This window comes from Hydrogenophaga sp. L76, from assembly GCF_057654755.1.
This window is the reverse complement of the sequence record NZ_CM172807.1, coordinates 4,001,711-4,018,714: the sequence shown is the minus strand read 5'-3', so window position 1 is coordinate 4,018,714 and position 17,004 is coordinate 4,001,711. Positions and strand designations below refer to the sequence as shown.

Below are 17,004 nucleotides of genomic sequence, written 5' to 3'. Positions count from 1 at the left end.
TCAGCGTCAACGGCCAGCAACCGAAGCTGGCGCCTTGGACGTTGCAGTGCGCCAGCGCACAGACCCACGCTTCATGGCTTTGTAAAACCGCGTTGAAGCATCTCAACCAACGAAAGAAGTCCATGAAGAAAACTCTCCTGTTCGCAGCGCTCGGCATTGCCGGCATGCTCACGACACTGACCGCCGCTACCGCCCAGGTCGCAGGTTCCACGACCACCATCGGTGTCACCATCACCGAGACCGATCACCTCGCACTTGGATGGAGCGTGAAGAAGGGGATTCTCGGCAAGACGGTCTACAACGATGCAGGCACCAAGATCGGAAAGGTGCAAGACCTGATCATCGACCCCGAGCGCAACGTGTCGTACGTCATCATCGGTGCGGGTGGGTTCGTGGGCCTGGGACAGCACGACGTGGCCGTGCCGATCGCGCAGATTCGCGACGAGGCCGGCAAGATCGTGATGCCGGGCGCCACCAAGGAGGCACTGAAGGCGTTGGCGCCCTTCAACTAGGGGTCTCCTCGTTTTCAGTGCAATAAGTGACGGTACGCAAAGCTAGCACTGGCGCGGGGGTGGTCTGGGTAGACCGTTGATTTCATTGACTTTCCTGTTCGCTTTGTAAACGGGTATGGTGGCCTCCCACTTTTGAGGTTCACGATGCAGGGTTGGCACACAACGTTTTTGGGGATGCGTGGGCTCCCCCGCGATATCAGCGACTTCGAGATGAAGGCATTTTTCACCTTCGATGGTGCCGAGCGCGACGCAATCAATGCACGCCGAGGTGATTCCCACAAGCTTGGTCTGGCGCTCCATATTGGTTTCCTGCGCATGAGTGGGCGTTTGCTCGGTGCCTTTCGGGTAATTCCAGTAGCCTTGTGGCGCCACCTTGGCAACGAGCTTGGCATTGCAGCACCAGAAGTCGCCTCGCTGAGAGCCATGTATGAACGCGGGCGCACGCTATTCGATCACCAACAAGTAGCCTGCACGGTCCTTGGATTCCAGTGGATGAGCGAGCACCAGCGCCGCTCACTGGTACGTGAACTGCGCGACGAAGTGGCGCGCTGCGCCGACCGCGATCAGCTACTCGTGCGGGCGCGTCAATGGCTGTACAAGGGGTCTCCTCGTTTTCAGTGCAATAAGTGACGGTACGAAAAGCTAGCACTGGCGCGGAGGTGGTGTTGGTAGATCGTTGATTTCATTGACTTTCCTGTTCACTTTCAAATCTGCGATTCGTGGCGTCAAACCGTGGTCGGTTTCATCCATTGGTGCCAGTTATCGATGCATTTGGCCGCGAAGGCAGGATTTGGTCAGCATAGCGGTCAACCGGGAAGCGAAACACACCCCGCAAGTTGATGCTCTCCAGCCTGGTGGGCGCAATCTTCCCGATCAGTTGGTAATCCCCCCGAAAAACCAAAGTTCCCAGAAGTAGAATTTTCCAAGAAGGAAGTTCTACGTGAAGAAGTCGAGATTTACCGACAGCCAGATCATGGCTGCCTTGAAGCGAGTTGAGGCCGGTCTGGCGGTGCCAGAGATCTGCCGGGAGGTGGGGATCAGTACCGCTACTTTTTACAAGTGGCGTGCCAAGTTCGGCGGTATGGACACCTCCATGATGGCCCGCATGAAGGAGCTTGAAGACGAGAACCGGCGCCTCAGGAAGATGTATCTGGAGGAGAAGCTCAAGGCTGAAATCGCCAACGAGTACCTCGCAAAAAAGTAACACGGCCATCTCGTCGGCGCGAGATGGCCAAGGAAGTCGTGCAGCAGCGTGCCGTCGCCATACGAGTCGCCTGTGCGGTGTTCTCGATCAGTGAATCCTGCTACCGCTACGAGTGCAAACAAAACGCCGAGAACGAGGAGATTGCCAACTGGCTGATGCGCCTGACGGACAACCACCGCAACTGGGGATTCGGCCTGTGCTACCTGTACCTGCGCAACGTGAAGAATTTTGGCTGGAACCACAAACGGGTCTACCGCATTTACCGCGAGCTGGAGCTCAACCTGCGCATCAAGCCACGCAAGCGGCTGATGCGGGAGAAGCCGCAACCATTGGCCGTGCCGCAGGCTATCAATCAGGTCTGGTCCATGGACTTCATGCACGACAGGCTGGAGGACGGCAGGAATCTGCGCTTGTTCAACGTGATCGACGACTTCAACCGTGAGGCGCTTGGCATTGAGGTGGACTTCTCGCTGCCCAGTGAGCGGGTGATCCGGGCGCTGAAGCAGATCATTGCCTGGCGAGGCAAGCCGCTGGTGATTCGTTGCGACAACGGGCCGGAGAACATCAGCGGCACCATTCAGAACTGGGCCAGTGAATGGGGCATCCAGATCGAATACATCCAGCCTGGTAAGCCGCAGCAAAACGCCTACGTTGAGCGGTTCAACCGGACGGTGCGATACGAATGGTTATCCCAGTATCACTGGTCAAGCCTTGAAGAGGTTCAGGACTTCGCCACGCAATGGATGTGGTCCTACAATCACGACCGCCCGAACATGGCCCTGGGCGGATTCACCCCAAAGCAGCATCTGGCCATGGCTGCATAACCGTTCTACTTCTGCGGACTGTGGAAATTGGGGGGATTACCAGTTCCGGTGGAATGACCTGGCGGCGGTTCGACCAGCGATCCAGGACCGCCTGCATCTGTGAGGTATTCCACGCCATCACGATGTTGGCCATCAGGCTCAACGCATCGGCCACAGCCTGCATTTCATCGACACGTTTGGCCTGCGCCGGGCTGATCCGGCCGGTATAAATGGCGCGCTTGAGGGCGTTAACAGCCTCGCCCCGATTGAGCACCCGGCGCAACTCGTTCCTGAAAGCGTCCTTGACAAAGTAGTCAGCCAAAAACGCCGTACGCAGCAACCGCCCCAATTGCACGCCAGCCTCATAGATTGGATCGCCCTGGGCGGCAGAACCGAACCGCGCAAGAGCTGCCACCGCACTGGCATGTCCGCTCATGACCGAGGCTGCCAGGTGCACCAGACTATCCCAATGCTTTTCGATCAAAGCGACGTCGACATTGGCTTCGCACACCGCAGCGATTTCTGCGGGCACTTTGGTGCCGCGTGGCACAAAGAGGTGGCGCTGTTTGAGTTCCTTCAACCGCGGGCAAAGATCAAAACCAAGCAAACGGGCATGTGACATGGCAAAGTCGGTGTAGCCATGGGTATCCACAGCAAGCTGGCTGGTCTCCAGCTTTTCTTGGCGGATGACACCTTCAATGGCCACGCCCGCCTGGCGCTCATTGAGCACAAAGGGCTGCGCATGGAAGATGCCCCACCGGTCTTTTACATGGGAGTAGATTCCAATGGAAGGTGTGTTGCGCCGAGGATCAAGCCGGGCTTGCCACACCCGTTTGGTGGTCTCCATGCTCATCATGTCAGAAGATGCCAAATCGGACCGCCCCCAGGTGGCGGCAATCGGGTGTCGCTGCATGAATTCCAGCACAGCCTGGCAGGCCTGGCTCAGACGCCGTTCGTCCCGCGCCCAGCGCATGGCCTGGCGAATGCTGGTGGCAGACAATTGCGGAATCATGCGCGCGCATTCGACCGCAGTCAGACTGGTGCCGTGGGCCATGATGCCGGCATAGACCATCAGCAGCTCGTCGGTAGAGCGCGGCTCACGTCCGAGCATGATCCAGCTAAAGCGCACCTGGGCGTCAACCCTGCATCGTGAACCTCAAAAGTGGGAGGCCACCATACCCGTTTACAAAGCGAACAGGAAAGTCAATGAAATCAACGGTCTACCCAGACCACCCCCGCGCCAGTGCTAGCTTTGCGTACCGTCACTTATTGCACTGAAAACGAGGAGACCCCTACCTCCTCTCCGCTATCCAACGACGAACCTCCTCTGCACGCCATGCAGTGATTCCGGGTGAGATAGGAACAGGCGCAGGAAACAGGCCTGCATTGACTTGGCGCCAAAGAGTCGACTTGGAGAACGGGATAAAGTGAAGCAACAGTTTCTGTCGCACAAAGCCGCTGGTAGGCAGCACCAGCGATTCACCATGTTGCTCGGATGTAAGGCCGGGCGGTAAAGATGACGTGTCTTGCATGATCATTCCTTTCCTGGATAGACGTCCAAGAGGCGAGGGCATGACCAGCTCTGTCGCAGCGGATGTGGTCTGAAAGAAATCCGCTGCCGAGGAACGCAGAACTTCCTTTCCCTTCAGCCGGCGTTCCAATCGGCTAGAGGATGATGTGTACACCGACGTGCAGTCGCGCATCGAAGCGCCACGTCAGAATGGCAGGGTCACGTTGCCGCAACGGCCCAAAATCTGAGACCGAGTTCTATGCTAAGTGTTTCTAAATTGAACCAGCAGGCAGGTAACGACTGCGACGCGTACGGCAAGCCGGACAGAAGATGAGCGACGATGCGATCGCACACCCTTCAATGAAACTCTACTCCGCACTTGCCTGCTGTGCGTCTTGGGCCGAACGCCTCGCGAACAATCGACGGCGCAAGCGCGTGTTTTCGCGTGGAGATGCAGTAGTACTACACGGAACGTGCTGAGACGGCGTCATCCTCGGGCATCTCTACCGTCTGAGTGCCATCGGCGAAGCCCCTGCTTGCACTATCCTCAGCGCCGGGAACTGCCTTCGCGCTACCACCATCGACTTCGTTGCCGGAAAGTTGCGCCACATCCGCGGCAATAGACACGACCGCGCTCTTTCGAGCGTCCAGAGCGTTCATCTCCCGTCGCAACCGGCCAGCAAGGTTTCGCGCGCCGTTCGCTACGTCACGCACGCGGCGCTTGAGCGCAGCCCGCTCGATGTCGACTGCCTGCGTGGTGATGACCTCATGGATTTCCAGGGTCTGCAGCAAAGGCATCAGTTGATCAAGCTTGCCCAAGATCTCCAGATATCTGCGGCTACTCGAAGACAACACACCGACCTCCAACTCCAAGGCAATCGTGTCATATGTAGCGACACTGGTAATGCCGTTGGCCTTGAAGAGCGCCTCCGCGCCATCAATAGCCTGGTTCAGTTGCTCGGCAACTTTGTCCATCTGCTCGCGAATGAGCCCTTCTACTTTCGCGACATCTTCATGATTGAGCTTGGTTCGCGAGATCACCGAGATGAAATGGATGCCCAGCTGAAAGGTATTGAAGTACCGGATGAACAGGCGCTTCCCCTCGGCGCTCGCAAAGCTGGCCTTAATTTTCAGGCTCGCAGCCTCCACTCGCCGGAAGTCGGCTTTGGTTTCCCGGGCAAGGATGCGGGCATTGACACCCCCCTGGTCGTGCTTGACGAAATCGAGGTCAGCCATAGTCATCTTCTCCTGGTACAACGAGCTTCGGAGAAATGATCGGCAAGACCTTGGCGCATCGCCACGCGAAACGGCCACGAAGTCAGGCTGCTTTCGGCATCGGGGCAGACTGATGGCGCTTCGGGCATTGACGCATAAGGGTTCGGCCTCTACCGTGGGAGGCATGCAGTAGCTGGCCCTGCACCCCTGGCAAGCCCTGGAGTTCCGTCGGCACGGTCTGAGCGCGACATGCTCTGGATCGCTGTCTCTACCCAATGCTTCCCGTCGGCGGCTTTCGAGGCCAGCCTGGGGGCAGTCACGCCCTCGGCCTGGCGCCGAAAGCTTTCTCCCTGCCGGTCGCTGGCGCACCGGCCCCATGGCACATCGATCCGTGCCCAAGCCAGCCTTGAAATCCCCGATCCGCCACACGGATCCGTTCATCCATCCACCCCCTGGGGGCTAACAGCCCCCAGACAGGCGCGTTGGCTCCTGCCGCTATCCCAAGGAGCCAACCATGCTGAGCCACAGCATCTCATCCGAGATCCGTCCTTGCCCGCCGATCGGAATCATGTCCGAAAGCGAGCACGCCGAGCGACCGGTCTTCCAGGTCCTGCTCGAACGACTGCAGACGGGGAATGCACACATCGTCCCGGCTGCAACTGCTGCGGCGATGCTCGACGCCACAGACGACAGAGCTCCCGTCGAATGGAGCGAGGAGGACATCGTGCTGCTGCACTGGCGGTTGCTCAAGGAGATCGGTCGACTGGCCGATCCCGAGACACCGCTCGAAGAGAAGTTCGACACGCTGCGCTGGGTGTTCACCGAGCGCGAGAAGGATCGCAAGCCGTTCAGCTTCGTGTCCTGCCTTCGCGTGGTGGGCTGCAGCCCTTTGTCGCCCCTGCCGTACTGCGGCTTGGTCGACGTCGAAGAAGTCCGGGACGTCATCCGCTGCGCCATGCACAGCTGGCTACGCGAAACCCTGATGCGCTACCCAAGCTGGGTGCGCGAGGCCATCGTTGACCACCCCGAATGGGTCGAGTCCCGACTTGCCCGCAACCCTCAGTGGATCAACGAAGCGATAAGGCGCACCGCACTCGAGGGCGATCTGTTCGCCTGACTGCTCCGGCCTGACACCCCCAACCGAGGGAGCGCTCCCCGCCCCACTCTGCAACCTTGAAAGGAGTCCACCAATGACCGATTGGAGGGACGTTCTCTGCCTCCTGGCGATCTTCGTGGCCTACGGCTTGACCGGCCACCTGGACTACCAGGATGCCATCGCCATGGAAGAAGCCATGCGCGAGGAAACGCTACCGCCCTGCTTTGTGCCGCCCGGTACCACGGCAGAGCACGCGCCCCTGTTTTTCGTCGATCCGATGCCGGTGCGCCGTAGCGCACCGGCATCCATCTCTGCACCAGCCTGCGTGCCGGACCACGAATGAGGAGTCGAACCATGCAACACACCGCACATCAGCCGCGTCGCGTGGAGGCCCTGCTTCCGGTGCGCGATCTCGGCGACATCGAGTTCCTCGTGAAGGAAAGCGAAATCCTGACCGGCCGCGCCGGCCGGGGCTTCGTGATCGCCGGCGCCGACCGCCTGGTCTACCGGGTGCACTGGCACCTGCTGGGCTTCAAGGTCGAGCGCCTGGACGCGCGCGGCCAAGTCCTGGACTGTCGGCACTTGTTGCCCTGGGAGTTCGAGGAACACGGCCTCGCCCAGGCGCTGGCCTGCGGCCAGCTGTTCACAGCATCGGTGCCCCGCGACACGAGCGGACGCGCCTGATACCCACCACCCCGTCAGCGGGCCGCCCTCGTGGGAGGTTCACTGGCATTCAGGAGATCTCCATGAAGATCCAGGTTCACATCAACGAAGAAGGCGCACTACGCAACCAGCGCTACGCCTTCACCGACCGCTTCACGCTGGTCAGCGAGCTGCTGCAGAACGCCCGCCGTGCGGGCGCGCTGCACATCGTCATCGACCACCAGGTCGATAAGCAGATGTTGCGCGTGCAAGACGACGGGCTCGGCATCGAAGACTTCCAGAAGCTGCTGAGCTTCCATGAGTCCGGCTGGGACGGCGACACCATCGCCCAGGAACATCCCTTCGGGATCGGATTCACGAAGTGCCTGTACGCCGCGGCGCGCGTCGTGGTCCTTTCGGGCGACCGGTGCGTGGACATCGACACGGTCGCCGCGCTGCGGCGCGAAGCGTTCGAGGTCCAGACCGCGACACAGGCGATCAGCGGGACCGTCATCGAACTGCACGGCGTCGACATCGCCGACCTGGCGCAGCGTATGGAGGAGCTGTGCGAGGGCTTCCCCGTCGACGTGGTCTTCAATGGCCAGTCGCTGGAACGGCGCTACGCCGAGGATCGCCTGCCGTTCATGGCCACGCCGATCGGCGCCGTGCACGTCGCGGGCAACCGCAGCGGCAAGGCCGCGCGGAACTCGCTGGTATTCCTCCAGGGCTTCTGCGTCAAGCGGCCCACGTACTACAGCGCGGGCGAGATCAATGTCGTCCACCTGGATCCGCAGCAGTTCATGGCTCGCCTGCCCGACAGGGACACGCTGATTGACGCAGACCAGCAGTTGCGCCGGGTCGAGGCCCAGTTCAAGCAGTCCTGGCGGACGGTGCTGGAGGTGGCCCGCACGCAGTTGGAGACATCGTGCAGGCCGGCATCGCCATCTCGAACTCCGAGGTCGGGCAGGGCACCCTGTCGGTGCAGCCCCTGCTGTTCCGGCTCGTGTGCCGCAATGGTCTGATCGTGGCGGACCGCACCTTGCGCAAGACCCATGTGGGCCGCGCACTGGCGCTGGAAGATGAAGGTGTCACGGTCTACCAGGACGACACCCTGCTCGCCGACGACAAGGCGTTCTTCCTCAAGGTGCGCGATGTGGTCCAGGCAGCCGTGTCCGACGTGACCTTCCGGCAGGCCGCCGCCAAGATGCAGCGGACCATGGGCATCCAGATCGTTGGCAATCCTGTGCAGAGCGTGGAGGTGCTGGCCCAGCGCTACACGCTCAACGATGCGGAGCGCTCGGGCGTGCTGCGTCATCTGGTGGCAGGAGGTGACCTGTCGGGCTATGGCCTAGTCAACGCGGTGACCCACTACAGCCAGGAGGTCGAGGACTACGACCGAGCCACCGAGTTCGAGGTGCTGGGCGGCAAGCTCATCGAGTTGTCGGCATCCGAGTGGAAGCCACTGGCCGAAGCCGCCTGATAAACGTGTCGCGGCTGCAGGAGGGGCAATCCCTCCTGCAATCCGCCATTGATCTGAACGACTTTCCGTCAGAACAACTGCACGCTGATCCCGCCATGAACCTTGCCAAGCAGACTGACGCCCGAACGCTTGGCCGCAGCGGCCCCTGTCCATTCATGATCCCGGTAGGCCTTGTTGTCGCATTGGAGCACGATGCTCTTGTCAATCCGCTGGTCAACGCGGCGGATAAGAACTTCGTTGTCGCGGGTGAACGCGTATATCCCATTGCCTTCGATACGGGTGATGGCCGTGTTCACAAACACGATGTCCCCAGTCCGCAAGCGTGGTGCCATCTCGTCGCCAAGCACACGGATCGGAATTCCCAGTTCACCCCGCCACACCAGAGAATCGGTGATCGCGCGAATGCAGTTGGCCATTTGGACAATTGGAGTGCCGTGATCGGAATCGCGCACCTCGCGATGAAGGACACCGATGATCTCGTCCGCGCTGCACCCCAGGCCAACGCACAGTCGCGCAAAGGATTCGAGATCCGGCAACCCGGGCTCCTGGATGTCAAACCAACGACGCACGCTCTGCGCCGCCCGCTGCGTGATGCCGGCCACAAAGGAAACCTCCTTCGCGGCGGGTATGCCCATGGCCACTAGTCTGGCATGCAGGCGGTCGCGCACACCAGGAACCAGGTCGAGATCACCCTCCTCTTCGGCATTGCGGCCTGCATGCCCAGCCCTGGCACGTTGTCCACCTACAAGCCCGTTCCTTCGAGGGGGACGCACATGCCTTGCGGGGTAGCGCGCCGGAGTTTTTGTGGATGTCACGCTTGTCTCCTTGCCTATCGGAAACCGCGTGTTGTACTGCTACTTTTGTTACCGGATGTGCGCGATTGCGAAATCAGTCGCCATAGCCGTCATTTGTCCGTGGCGAGTTCAGCCAGTCGTCCGTTAGCAGCTTTTGATGTGGGGTTTTCCATAACCCGCAGCATATGCTGTACCCCAAAAAGCCCCATCAACCCGATCCGAGGACGTCGTGAAACATCGTTGAGCCACCCAACAGGGATATGAGGAACCGATCATGCGCCACCTGCATCTGTCCGATGTGCAATCCACCAACCTGCAATTGCTCCACGTGATCCTCGTGGGGGCGCAGCGAGACTTGGTGGAGACCTGCCGCAAATTCCATCTGCACACCACCCAGGCCGAGCGCCTGCGTACGATGCAGCCCTCCGAGATCTGGTCTCTCGTGCATGCGGTCGGCGACACCTCGCTGTTCGTGCCCAGGAACGACTTTCTCGCCTTGATCGACTCGCCGCCCGCATTGGCCGGCACGCTCGCAGCAGTGCGCCCGCCCTTCCCTCCTTCGCTGCATCCCATTCAGGTGCCCCGCTGAATGCCGGGAACCAAAGTCGGCCAGCGCCTGCGGATGCTGGCGCTGGCCCGAGACTGCGCCAGCCTAGGAGCGCGCATCCGGACCATTCATCACCTCACCGGCCTGCGTCCGCAGGAGCTGTTGCACCTGCTTTTCAGCGGGCAAGTACTTCCGCCACGCGGCCGGGCACCGGACTCCCGTGAGTGGTATCACGGCGCGAACCTGCTGCACCGGATCGAAGCGTCCGTCATCGTCGCCAACTTCCGTCGGCTGCGCCAACTGGGATGCCCTGCGGCCGAAGCCCTCGTGGAGGCGTACCGCTATTACCAGTCGATGCATCGGCAGCCGTTGCGAATCAGCTTCGATCGCGCCTTCGACCTTGCTGCCCATACTGAAGGGCTATGGATAGCAAAGGCGGCGAGCTTTCAGCTGGCATCGTGCCCCCGTTGCGGCAGCGAGTTCCTCGACACGCTTGGCGGCATGGATACGGCATCACGATCCTGCCCGTTCTGCCAGTTGCTGGACCGGTATGACCGGGATCCAAGATTGATCACGTCGTATGTCGTGCCACCCCCAATTTCCGCGGACATCATCGTTCACCTCGCCCCAATTCGTGGTGCATCCCCATCTCCCGATGGCGAAATCCCCGTCACTCCGGCCCCATTGCCACCGGCCAAGCCATAGCCATCCCTGAACAATGGATCTCCATCCGCCCGCACAGGCACGGAGATTCTTCGATGGCTCCAAGCCCTTCGCCACCAAGTACCGCAGCGCATTCGTTTTCATCCTCGGATCCCGGCTTCGAGGCACTGCCGCTGATCCAGGTCCTCGCGCTCCACCAGGGACTGCTGGCACGCATCAAGCTATGCTTCGGTGCGGATCGCGCGACCTTCGAACGCGATCTGCTGCCGCTGATCCAAGGATACGCAGGCTTCGTGCATCTGCTCCCCGCGACGGCAGGCAACTACTTCCACACGCCAGGTGGCCTGCTGCAACTCGGACTGGAGGCTGCCTTCTTCAGCCTGCAGGGCACCGATGCCCACATCTTCTCAGGCCGCTCGACGATTTCCGAGCGCCGCGAGTTGGAGCCGCGCTGGCGCGTCGCAACCTTCATCGGCGGCCTGTGCTGCGAACTGCATCGGGTGCTGTCGCACTTGATCGTGACCACTGCCGATGGCGAGGAATGGCCTGCATTCCTGGGAGGACTCCCTCGGGTGGACTATCCACGGTATGCCGTCAAATCCGCGATACCACGGTGCTTGGCATCGTGCTCATGTCCACGCACGTCGAAGGCATCGACCAACATACCTTCGCCCTTGCCAACGCATCGGAGTCCACGGGCCCGTCTGGCCCACGCACGGGACACGGGAGTCGATGACATGCTCGTCCGCCGCTACGAAATGCCATGGCGCCCCGCTTTCGAGGCACACGCCGGCCTATCCTGGCTGGCCACGGCCTGCTACTTCACTGGCGTGGCCGCCACGGGAGCACTGCCACTACTTCCATCGCTGGCGCTCGCGGGTGCCTGCGCGACCATGGCGCTGCGCCGCTTCGGCCAGGCCGCGCACGTGCTGCGCCTGCGCGGTTCACTGAGCGGTCGGCGTATCCAGGTCATTAGCACGCGCCAGCTCGCGCGCCTGAACGAAGATCCTGCCCAGGTATTCCTCGGCTTCGGCTTCGAATGGCAACCGGTTCATGCGCAGCGCCTGTACGAACTCTCGAAGGTGGACTACCGTGAGTTCGCCGTCCCGCATTGGCTGCAGCGCCTGCTCGGTCAGGGGCAGGCCGCCCAGCCCGACGCCGAGATCGGTCTTCCGTACATCCACGGAGTGGAGCCCGTCGAACACCCGCTGCATCGGCCACTGCAGAACTTCGAAGGTGGGACCTTGCTGGTGGGCACCACGCAATCCGGCAAAGGCGTGGCGCTGGCCAACCTGATCACCCAGGCCGTGCGCCGGGGCGACGTCGTGATCGTGATTGACCCGAAGAACAGCCGACGGCTCAAGCGCATCGTCGAACGCGCCTGCGCGGACTACCGCGAGCCGGACACCTTCATGGAATTTCACCCCGCCTTCCCCGACCGAGGCGTACGGCTGGACTTCACGTTCAACTGGCAGAAGCCGACCGAGATCGCGTCGCGCATCCAGTCGATCATGCCGCCGGACACCGCCGGCGCATTCTCGGCCTTCGGGTGGGATGCGGTGAATGTCGTAGTACAGGGTCTCGTCGAGCTCGAAGAGCGCCCCAACCTCATCAAACTCACCAAGTACATCGAAGGCGGCATCGAGCCGGTCCTCGAAGCATCGCTGCGGCGCTTCTACGAGCAACTGCTCGGCAACGGCTGGCGCGACCAGCCCGAGATGCGCAAGCTGCTGCACGACGCGCACAAGGGCAACATGCGCCGCCCCTCGGAAGCGGCCAGCGCTGACCTGATGGCATTCGTCGCCTACTACGAGCACCACGTGTCCCAGAACCAGCGCAACAAGACGCTCGACGCCCAGGTCCGCACGTTTCGCCACAACAGGGAGCACTATCAAAAGATCACGGCCAACCTGTTGCCGGTCCTTTCGATGCTCACCTCCGGCGACCTGGGCCGCAGCCTGTCACCGGACCCGTTCGATGCGAACGACGAACGCCCGATCATGAACTTCGAGAAAATCGAACGCGGCGGCCACGTCCTCTACATGTGTCTGGATTCGCTGCCGGACCCTTCGGTGGCCTCCGCCATCGGTGCGCTGGCCCTGGCCGACCAGGCCGCCCGCGCGGGCATGCGCTACAACCTCGGCACCTACCAGCGCATCTCGCTGTTCGTGGACGAGGTCTCGAACGTCATCAACCAGCCGCTGATCGAGATCCTCAACAAGGGTGCCGAGGGCGGCATCTTCACGACCTGCGCGATGCAGACCCTGGCCGACCTGGCCAAGCGCCTCGGCAGCGAGGACGCTGCGCGCATGGCGGTTGGAAACCTGAACAACCTGATCGCCCTGCGCACCAAAGACCGGCCGACGCAGGACTTCGTCACCGAGACCTTCGGCAAGACTGCCATCCATACGCTGCGCGTCGGCCTGAGCCACGGCGCCGACGCGCACCTGGGAGATTTCTCGTCGAGCTACTCGACCCAGCTCACCGAGAGCTTCGAGGAGGTGGTGCCCGCCGAAGTGCTGGGCAAGCTGCCCAACCTGCAGTATTTCGCATCGGTGTCTGGCGGACGCATCATCAAGGGCCGCTTTCCGATCATCGACCCCGATGCCGATGACCGCGTCGAAGAGGTTGCCGCATGATCAGGGCGGTCGCGGTGGTCTCCCTGGTGCTGCTGCTCGTGCTGGTGCTCTACGTGCCTGCGGCGCATCCGCCCGAGCGATTCCTGGGTCAGTTGCGCAGCGAGCACGAGGCGGCCGTCGCGTTCTGGGGTCCGGAGCCTGCCTACCGCATGCTGGACCGGGCGATGCGCCTGCAGTCCGGTGCGGCCGAGGCCAGCCCGCTACCAGCGGCGAGAGACATGCCTCGAACACCCGGCATCAACGGCGCGGTGGCGATCGAGATGGCCTCTGTCAACCAGCGCCTGTTCAACAATGCGTACTTCCGCTCGGTGGACGCCCTGCTCATGCTCGCAAGCTACCGCCTGTCGAGCCTGCTCGAATGGCTGCCGTGGCTTCTTCCCCTGGTGCTGGTCGCGGGCACCGACGGCGCGCTGGTGCGCGTCATCCGGGCCAAGGAATTCCTGCAGCACGACCCCGAGATGTTCGCCGTGTGGTGCTCGCTGCTGATCATCACCGCCTGCGCCAACGTCGTCGCCTTTGTCTTGCCGGTGCAACTGCACCCGACATCGCTGGCGGGGTTTCCCATCGCGATGGCCGTGCTGCTGGGCCGCGCCATCGCCCACTTCCACCAGCGCGCCTGAGCGGAGCGGCGCCCGCTACAACTCCGCCTCTGCCATCAGTTCGGTGACCGTCATGTCCATCGCGCGCGCAATGCGCACGATGGAGACGAGGCCGGCATTCTGGACTCCGCGCTCGATGCTGCTCATGTAGGAACGGTCCACGGCGCTGATGTGCGCGAGATCCTCCTGGGAGATGCCTCGCGCGCGCCGACTTCGGCGAATGGCATCGCCCAGTGCGGTGAGCACAGGGTCGCGGGCGTGCCGTGGCGAGGAAATAGGCATTTCCGCATAGTGGATTTATGATGGCAATCGCACCACGGACGATCACCCACAGGATTTTTGGCAAATCTTCCTGGCGCATGGGTTTCATCCTCGAATCACATCATCCTTGCGAAGGCCCAAGCATGAACACTGCCGGCATCGGCCGCCTGCGGGAACTGGCCGAGACCATTGCCGTCCTCTCGTTGTCGCATCTGCAACCCGCCACGCGCGCGAAGCTGCAGGCCAATGCCCTGTCCGTGAACGCCTATCCCACCGAATTCGGCGGGCTGGTTCATGTGGGAACGACGCCGCACCGCGTGCCGGTCGAGCACGATCTGGCCGTGATCGGTGAGCTGGCGACGCAGGCGGGAATCGAATGGCTGCTCTTCGACGCGGAGGCCCCGATCCTCGACGAGCTGCCGCTGTTCGGGCCGCAACCGCCCGAGGCCTGACCGCGCGACGCGGCACGCGCCAAGAGGGCCCTCCGTCTTCACGCACCGGCCACTCCGGGTGTCGTGGGACGCTGATTGCGAAACACCCCTCAGAAGAGCGGCATTGCGAGGCGACGTCCGCGCCATCCGCTCCTACTCTACGTCCATGCGCCCATGAGCGTGTTCATTGCACTCCGGGACACAAGGACCGACGCCATGCTGACTGCCATGCCGAACATTCACCTTCCAGACCTGCCATCCGCGGGCGGGATTGACGCCACCGACGTGGTCGAAACCCGCCTGTGGACGGAAGAACACAACTGGCTGTATGCGCTGCTGCGCAGCGGCGACAACGTATCGCCCACTTTCCGCATCCCGGATCTGCTCAGTGCCTGCGTGGCCATCGTCTTCACCCGTGACGACGCCGCCGAACGCATCTTCGGCTTTCTCGGGACGGATCTGGTCATGCGCTCGCCGACCACGCCGCGTCGGCGCGAATCGCTATGGCGGCCCCAGTACGAGTTGCTGCACGACCTGCAGTGTTCGCCGGTGAACAAGCATCCGAACCCCAAGTTCGGACTCGACCAGATCACCACCGCCTGCGTGGCGCTGTGCCAGCAGGATGATCCATCCGGAGCAGCAGTACTTGGCCAGGCGCGCCGCAACATGGTGGAGCGCCATCTGGTTCAGCGCGCGCCGCGACATCGGCGCTGACCCCGCGGCGCCACGCCGCCCACCCGCACCGACCCCGCCGGGCTGAGGCTCCCGCCAGCCGCCTCCCCCGCCCCACCCGCACATGACCCTGACCGGCCCCGCCGGTCCTCACCCCGTGCCCGCCCTGCGCTCGTCCAGTGGCGGGTTGGTCCTGAACACCCAGGGGGTCTTCGATGCGTCAGGTTCTCGTTTTCGTGGGGACGATCGCGTGTGCCATGCCGGTGCTGGCGACGCCGTGCTGGGACACCGCGGCCCAGCGCTACGGCGTGGCGCCGGAGTTGCTCTACGCCGTTGCCCGTACCGAGTCGAACTTGAACCCGAAGGCGGTGAACCGCGGCCACGCGCAGCGCACTGGCAGCTACGACATCGGCCTGATGCAGATCAACAGCCGACATCTGCCCAAGCTGGCCGGCTTCGGTATCCGCGAGGCGGACCTCTACGACCCGTGCATCAACCTGCAGGTGGGCGCATGGCTGATGGCCGACAGCTTCGCCCGCCACGGCGTCACATGGAATGCCGTGGGTGCCTACAACGCAGCTTGCAGCCAGCTCAAGGGCGACGCCTGCACCAAGGCGCGCGCCACGTACGCCTGGAAGGTGTACCGGCACCTGCCAGCGGCGCGTCAGAGCGGCACGCCGCTGCCTGTCCGGTCGGCTACGGCCCCGTCGCAGCACCGCGGCCTGCATGTGAGGGTCGCGCCATGAAGCGCAGGACGCACATGCCATGGTGGCGCCCGAGCGGGGCCGCATCGTGCCTGGCCATCGCGGCGTGCGCGGCGACACCGCCCGCGTCGATCGACCCGCCCGCGCCGAAAGCGACCACCGCACAGGCACGGTTGGCGCAGCGCGGGCATGGCGTCGAGGCGGCATTCGCACTGTGCCATGGCGACGCCTGTCCGCAACGCACGCCCAAGACCCTGGCGTCGGTCTCTGCACATCCCACCACCGCGGCCGAGCCGGCAGTACCTCCCTTGCCGAGGAACGCCGGCGTGGAGTCCGACGAACGCCCCCCGCCGCTCATCGCATCGACCTCCTCGAAGGCACCCGAAGCACCGGTCTTCGAGCAGGTCTCCGTGCACTTCCCGTTCGCCAGCGCGCAGCTGGGACCGAGCGCCCGCGCGGCGCTGCGCGAGGTAGCGCCCCGGCTGGCCCAGGCGAGAGAAATCACACTCAGCGGCCGCACCGACAGCACCGGCCCTGCGGCCACGAACGACGGCCTCGCCAAGGCCCGAGCCCAGGCGGTACTTCGTCAACTCCTGGCCCTGTCGCCCGCCATCGCACCGCGCGTGAGCGTCGACGCGCAAGGCGCGTGCTGTTACGCCGAACCCAACAACAGCCCGGCAGGCCGGGCAAACAACCGCCGCGTCGAGATCCGCTACCGCATCGACGGTGACGACCCGCCCTGAGCGGTCGACAGCCTTTACCAGCAGTGGACCCCGATCCACCACCCCGCCCACGCGCCGACCCGTACTGACACCCGATCCCACCCGTCGTCTCGTCCTTTTTGCTGGAGCCCTTTCCATGAGCACTGCCATCCTGTCCACTCCCTCCCCGGCCGTCCTGCGCTCGCCCGCAAGAAAACTCGCCGGCTTCTTCTGCCTGATGGTCATCGCCCTCGTCGGCCTGGCCATCGCATTCCCGAGCCACGCGCTGGATCTCGTGGCCTTCACGGGCATTACGGGTCCGTTGACCAGCGCACTGACGCAGATCGCCGAACTCGGTCCGGGCATCAAGGCGCTCGTCGGGTTCGTCGGCTTCGTCGTCGCGCTGATCTCGCTCTCCGCGCTGCGCAATTTCGGGCCCGTGCTTTTTTATGTCGGCCTGGCCATTTTTGCGGCGGTGGGCTTGGTGATCGCCGGCGCGATCATGGGCGCGGTCGTCTGAGCCCCGGCGCG

Annotated in this window: 20 protein-coding genes and 2 pseudogenes; 17 read left to right on the top strand and 5 right to left on the bottom strand. The window is 62.9% G+C overall.

The window, feature by feature from the left end:
* Positions 1–122 precede the first annotated feature (122 nt).
* The 3 genes and pseudogenes from AC23D4_RS19610 (at position 123) to AC23D4_RS19600 (ending at position 2,540) form a co-directional block, all read left to right on the top strand.
* Positions 123–512 carry a PRC-barrel domain-containing protein gene (locus AC23D4_RS19610; protein ID WP_487623650.1) on the top strand — a complete coding sequence of 130 codons (390 nt, stop codon included), beginning with the start codon at positions 123–125 and terminating at the stop codon, positions 510–512.
* Positions 513–656: 144 nt separating this feature from the next.
* Positions 657–1,112: pseudogene (locus tag AC23D4_RS19605) on the top strand (DUF4158 domain-containing protein); the annotation flags it as partial.
* Positions 1,113–1,452: 340 nt separating this feature from the next.
* Positions 1,453–2,540, top strand: a protein-coding gene (locus AC23D4_RS19600) for an IS3 family transposase (protein WP_472887725.1) whose coding sequence is annotated in 2 segments (ribosomal slippage) — positions 1,453–1,705 and positions 1,705–2,540 — 1,089 coding nt in all. Because the reading frame shifts where the segments join, the coding sequence is not laid out codon by codon here.
* Positions 2,541–2,577: 37 nt separating this feature from the next.
* Here AC23D4_RS19600 and AC23D4_RS19595 read toward each other — a convergent pair.
* The 3 genes and pseudogenes from AC23D4_RS19595 to AC23D4_RS19585 all read right to left on the bottom strand — a co-directional run.
* Positions 2,578–3,660, bottom strand: a pseudogene (locus AC23D4_RS19595) (Tn3 family transposase); the annotation flags it as partial.
* 151 nt (positions 3,661–3,811) lie between these two features.
* Positions 3,812–4,051 (bottom strand): helix-turn-helix transcriptional regulator, encoded by a 240-nt coding sequence (locus AC23D4_RS19590; RefSeq protein WP_162018120.1) that lies wholly within the window; start codon positions 4,049–4,051, stop codon positions 3,812–3,814.
* Between the two features lie 440 nt (positions 4,052–4,491).
* Positions 4,492–5,265, bottom strand: coding sequence for a nucleotide exchange factor GrpE (locus AC23D4_RS19585; RefSeq protein WP_242455378.1), 774 nt, complete (start codon positions 5,263–5,265; stop codon positions 4,492–4,494).
* A 493-nt stretch (positions 5,266–5,758) separates the two neighbouring features.
* Between AC23D4_RS19585 and AC23D4_RS19580 the strand changes: the two genes are divergently transcribed.
* From AC23D4_RS19580 to AC23D4_RS19560, 5 genes are all read left to right on the top strand, one after another.
* Positions 5,759–6,361 (top strand): hypothetical protein, encoded by a 603-nt coding sequence (locus AC23D4_RS19580; RefSeq protein WP_162016975.1) that lies wholly within the window; start codon positions 5,759–5,761, stop codon positions 6,359–6,361.
* 73 nt (positions 6,362–6,434) lie between these two features.
* The gene (locus AC23D4_RS19575; protein WP_162016976.1) at positions 6,435–6,683 is read left to right on the top strand and encodes a hypothetical protein; all 249 of its coding nucleotides are present in this window, start codon (positions 6,435–6,437) and stop codon (positions 6,681–6,683) included.
* Positions 6,684–6,694: 11 nt separating this feature from the next.
* A complete protein-coding gene (locus tag AC23D4_RS19570) occupies positions 6,695–7,024 on the top strand; it encodes a hypothetical protein (protein WP_162016977.1) in 330 nt (109 codons plus the stop codon).
* 62 nt (positions 7,025–7,086) lie between these two features.
* Positions 7,087–8,004, top strand: coding sequence for an ATP-binding protein (locus tag AC23D4_RS19565; protein WP_472889228.1), 918 nt, complete (start codon positions 7,087–7,089; stop codon positions 8,002–8,004).
* On the top strand, positions 7,908–8,462 hold the full coding sequence (locus tag AC23D4_RS19560; protein ID WP_472889227.1) for a DUF932 domain-containing protein: 555 nt from the start codon (positions 7,908–7,910) through the stop codon (positions 8,460–8,462). The genes AC23D4_RS19565 and AC23D4_RS19560 overlap by 97 nt, the downstream gene beginning before the upstream one ends.
* Before the next feature lie 68 nt (positions 8,463–8,530).
* Here the strand turns inward: AC23D4_RS19560 and AC23D4_RS19555 are convergent, their stop codons facing one another.
* On the bottom strand, positions 8,531–9,277 hold the full coding sequence (locus tag AC23D4_RS19555) for a S24 family peptidase (RefSeq protein WP_242455379.1): 747 nt from the start codon (positions 9,275–9,277) through the stop codon (positions 8,531–8,533).
* 253 nt (positions 9,278–9,530) lie between these two features.
* Between AC23D4_RS19555 and AC23D4_RS19550 the strand changes: the two genes are divergently transcribed.
* The 4 genes from AC23D4_RS19550 to AC23D4_RS19535 are packed head-to-tail and all read left to right on the top strand — an operon-like array spanning position 9,531 to position 13,725.
* Positions 9,531–9,845 carry a hypothetical protein gene (locus AC23D4_RS19550; protein ID WP_162016981.1) on the top strand — a complete coding sequence of 105 codons (315 nt, stop codon included), beginning with the start codon at positions 9,531–9,533 and terminating at the stop codon, positions 9,843–9,845.
* Complete coding sequence (locus AC23D4_RS19545) at positions 9,846–10,508, top strand: FlhC family transcriptional regulator (RefSeq protein WP_472889226.1); 663 nt, start codon at positions 9,846–9,848, stop codon at positions 10,506–10,508.
* Between the two features lie 53 nt (positions 10,509–10,561).
* The gene (gene traD, locus AC23D4_RS19540; protein ID WP_472889225.1) at positions 10,562–13,105 is read left to right on the top strand and encodes a conjugative transfer system coupling protein TraD; all 2,544 of its coding nucleotides are present in this window, start codon (positions 10,562–10,564) and stop codon (positions 13,103–13,105) included.
* Positions 13,102–13,725 (top strand): IncC plasmid conjugative DNA transfer DtrJ family protein, encoded by a 624-nt coding sequence (locus AC23D4_RS19535; protein ID WP_472889224.1) that lies wholly within the window; start codon positions 13,102–13,104, stop codon positions 13,723–13,725. The genes traD and AC23D4_RS19535 overlap by 4 nt, the downstream gene beginning before the upstream one ends.
* A 15-nt stretch (positions 13,726–13,740) precedes the next feature.
* Here AC23D4_RS19535 and AC23D4_RS19530 read toward each other — a convergent pair whose 3' ends face one another.
* Entirely contained in the window at positions 13,741–13,986 is a 246-nt protein-coding gene (locus tag AC23D4_RS19530; RefSeq protein WP_162016985.1) for a helix-turn-helix domain-containing protein, read from the bottom strand.
* A gap of 122 nt (positions 13,987–14,108) precedes the next feature.
* Here AC23D4_RS19530 and AC23D4_RS19525 point away from each other — a divergent pair, with 122 nt between their 5' ends.
* The 5 genes from AC23D4_RS19525 (at position 14,109) to AC23D4_RS19505 (ending at position 16,993) form a co-directional block, all read left to right on the top strand.
* Complete coding sequence (locus tag AC23D4_RS19525) at positions 14,109–14,417, top strand: DUF5983 family protein (RefSeq protein ID WP_472889223.1); 309 nt, start codon at positions 14,109–14,111, stop codon at positions 14,415–14,417.
* 195 nt (positions 14,418–14,612) lie between these two features.
* On the top strand, positions 14,613–15,110 hold the full coding sequence (locus AC23D4_RS19520) for a hypothetical protein (RefSeq protein ID WP_472889235.1): 498 nt from the start codon (positions 14,613–14,615) through the stop codon (positions 15,108–15,110).
* Between the two features lie 173 nt (positions 15,111–15,283).
* Positions 15,284–15,814: a lytic transglycosylase domain-containing protein gene (locus AC23D4_RS19515; RefSeq protein WP_472889222.1), complete on the top strand. Its 531-nt coding sequence runs from the start codon at positions 15,284–15,286 to the stop codon at positions 15,812–15,814.
* A gap of 284 nt (positions 15,815–16,098) precedes the next feature.
* A complete protein-coding gene (locus AC23D4_RS19510; RefSeq protein WP_472889221.1) occupies positions 16,099–16,515 on the top strand; it encodes an OmpA family protein in 417 nt (138 codons plus the stop codon).
* Between the two features lie 115 nt (positions 16,516–16,630).
* Positions 16,631–16,993, top strand: a complete 363-nt coding sequence (locus AC23D4_RS19505; RefSeq protein WP_162016989.1) for a hypothetical protein — start codon at positions 16,631–16,633, stop codon at positions 16,991–16,993.
* Positions 16,994–17,004: the final 11 nt, after the last annotated feature.

Excerpts from the sequence above, each read along its gene's own strand:
- AC23D4_RS19585 (WP_242455378.1), bottom strand. The coding sequence starts at position 5,265 with ATGGCTGACCTCGATTTCGTCAAGCACGACCAGGGGGGTGTCAATGCC.
- AC23D4_RS19525 (WP_472889223.1), top strand. The coding sequence starts at position 14,109 with ATGAACACTGCCGGCATCGGCCGCCTGCGGGAACTGGCCGAGACCATT.
- AC23D4_RS19610 (WP_487623650.1), top strand. The coding sequence starts at position 123 with ATGAAGAAAACTCTCCTGTTCGCAGCGCTCGGCATTGCCGGCATGCTC.
- AC23D4_RS19565 (WP_472889228.1), top strand. The coding sequence starts at position 7,087 with ATGAAGATCCAGGTTCACATCAACGAAGAAGGCGCACTACGCAACCAG.
- AC23D4_RS19530 (WP_162016985.1), bottom strand. The coding sequence starts at position 13,986 with ATGCCTATTTCCTCGCCACGGCACGCCCGCGACCCTGTGCTCACCGCA.
- AC23D4_RS19505 (WP_162016989.1), top strand. The coding sequence starts at position 16,631 with ATGAGCACTGCCATCCTGTCCACTCCCTCCCCGGCCGTCCTGCGCTCG.
- AC23D4_RS19520 (WP_472889235.1), top strand. The coding sequence starts at position 14,613 with ATGCTGACTGCCATGCCGAACATTCACCTTCCAGACCTGCCATCCGCG.
- AC23D4_RS19570 (WP_162016977.1), top strand. The coding sequence starts at position 6,695 with ATGCAACACACCGCACATCAGCCGCGTCGCGTGGAGGCCCTGCTTCCG.
- traD (WP_472889225.1), top strand. The coding sequence starts at position 10,562 with ATGGCTCCAAGCCCTTCGCCACCAAGTACCGCAGCGCATTCGTTTTCA.
- AC23D4_RS19575 (WP_162016976.1), top strand. The coding sequence starts at position 6,435 with ATGACCGATTGGAGGGACGTTCTCTGCCTCCTGGCGATCTTCGTGGCC.
- AC23D4_RS19545 (WP_472889226.1), top strand. The coding sequence starts at position 9,846 with ATGCCGGGAACCAAAGTCGGCCAGCGCCTGCGGATGCTGGCGCTGGCC.
- AC23D4_RS19515 (WP_472889222.1), top strand. The coding sequence starts at position 15,284 with ATGCGTCAGGTTCTCGTTTTCGTGGGGACGATCGCGTGTGCCATGCCG.
- AC23D4_RS19590 (WP_162018120.1), bottom strand. The coding sequence starts at position 4,051 with ATGCAAGACACGTCATCTTTACCGCCCGGCCTTACATCCGAGCAACAT.
- AC23D4_RS19550 (WP_162016981.1), top strand. The coding sequence starts at position 9,531 with ATGCGCCACCTGCATCTGTCCGATGTGCAATCCACCAACCTGCAATTG.
- AC23D4_RS19580 (WP_162016975.1), top strand. The coding sequence starts at position 5,759 with ATGCTGAGCCACAGCATCTCATCCGAGATCCGTCCTTGCCCGCCGATC.
- AC23D4_RS19535 (WP_472889224.1), top strand. The coding sequence starts at position 13,102 with ATGATCAGGGCGGTCGCGGTGGTCTCCCTGGTGCTGCTGCTCGTGCTG.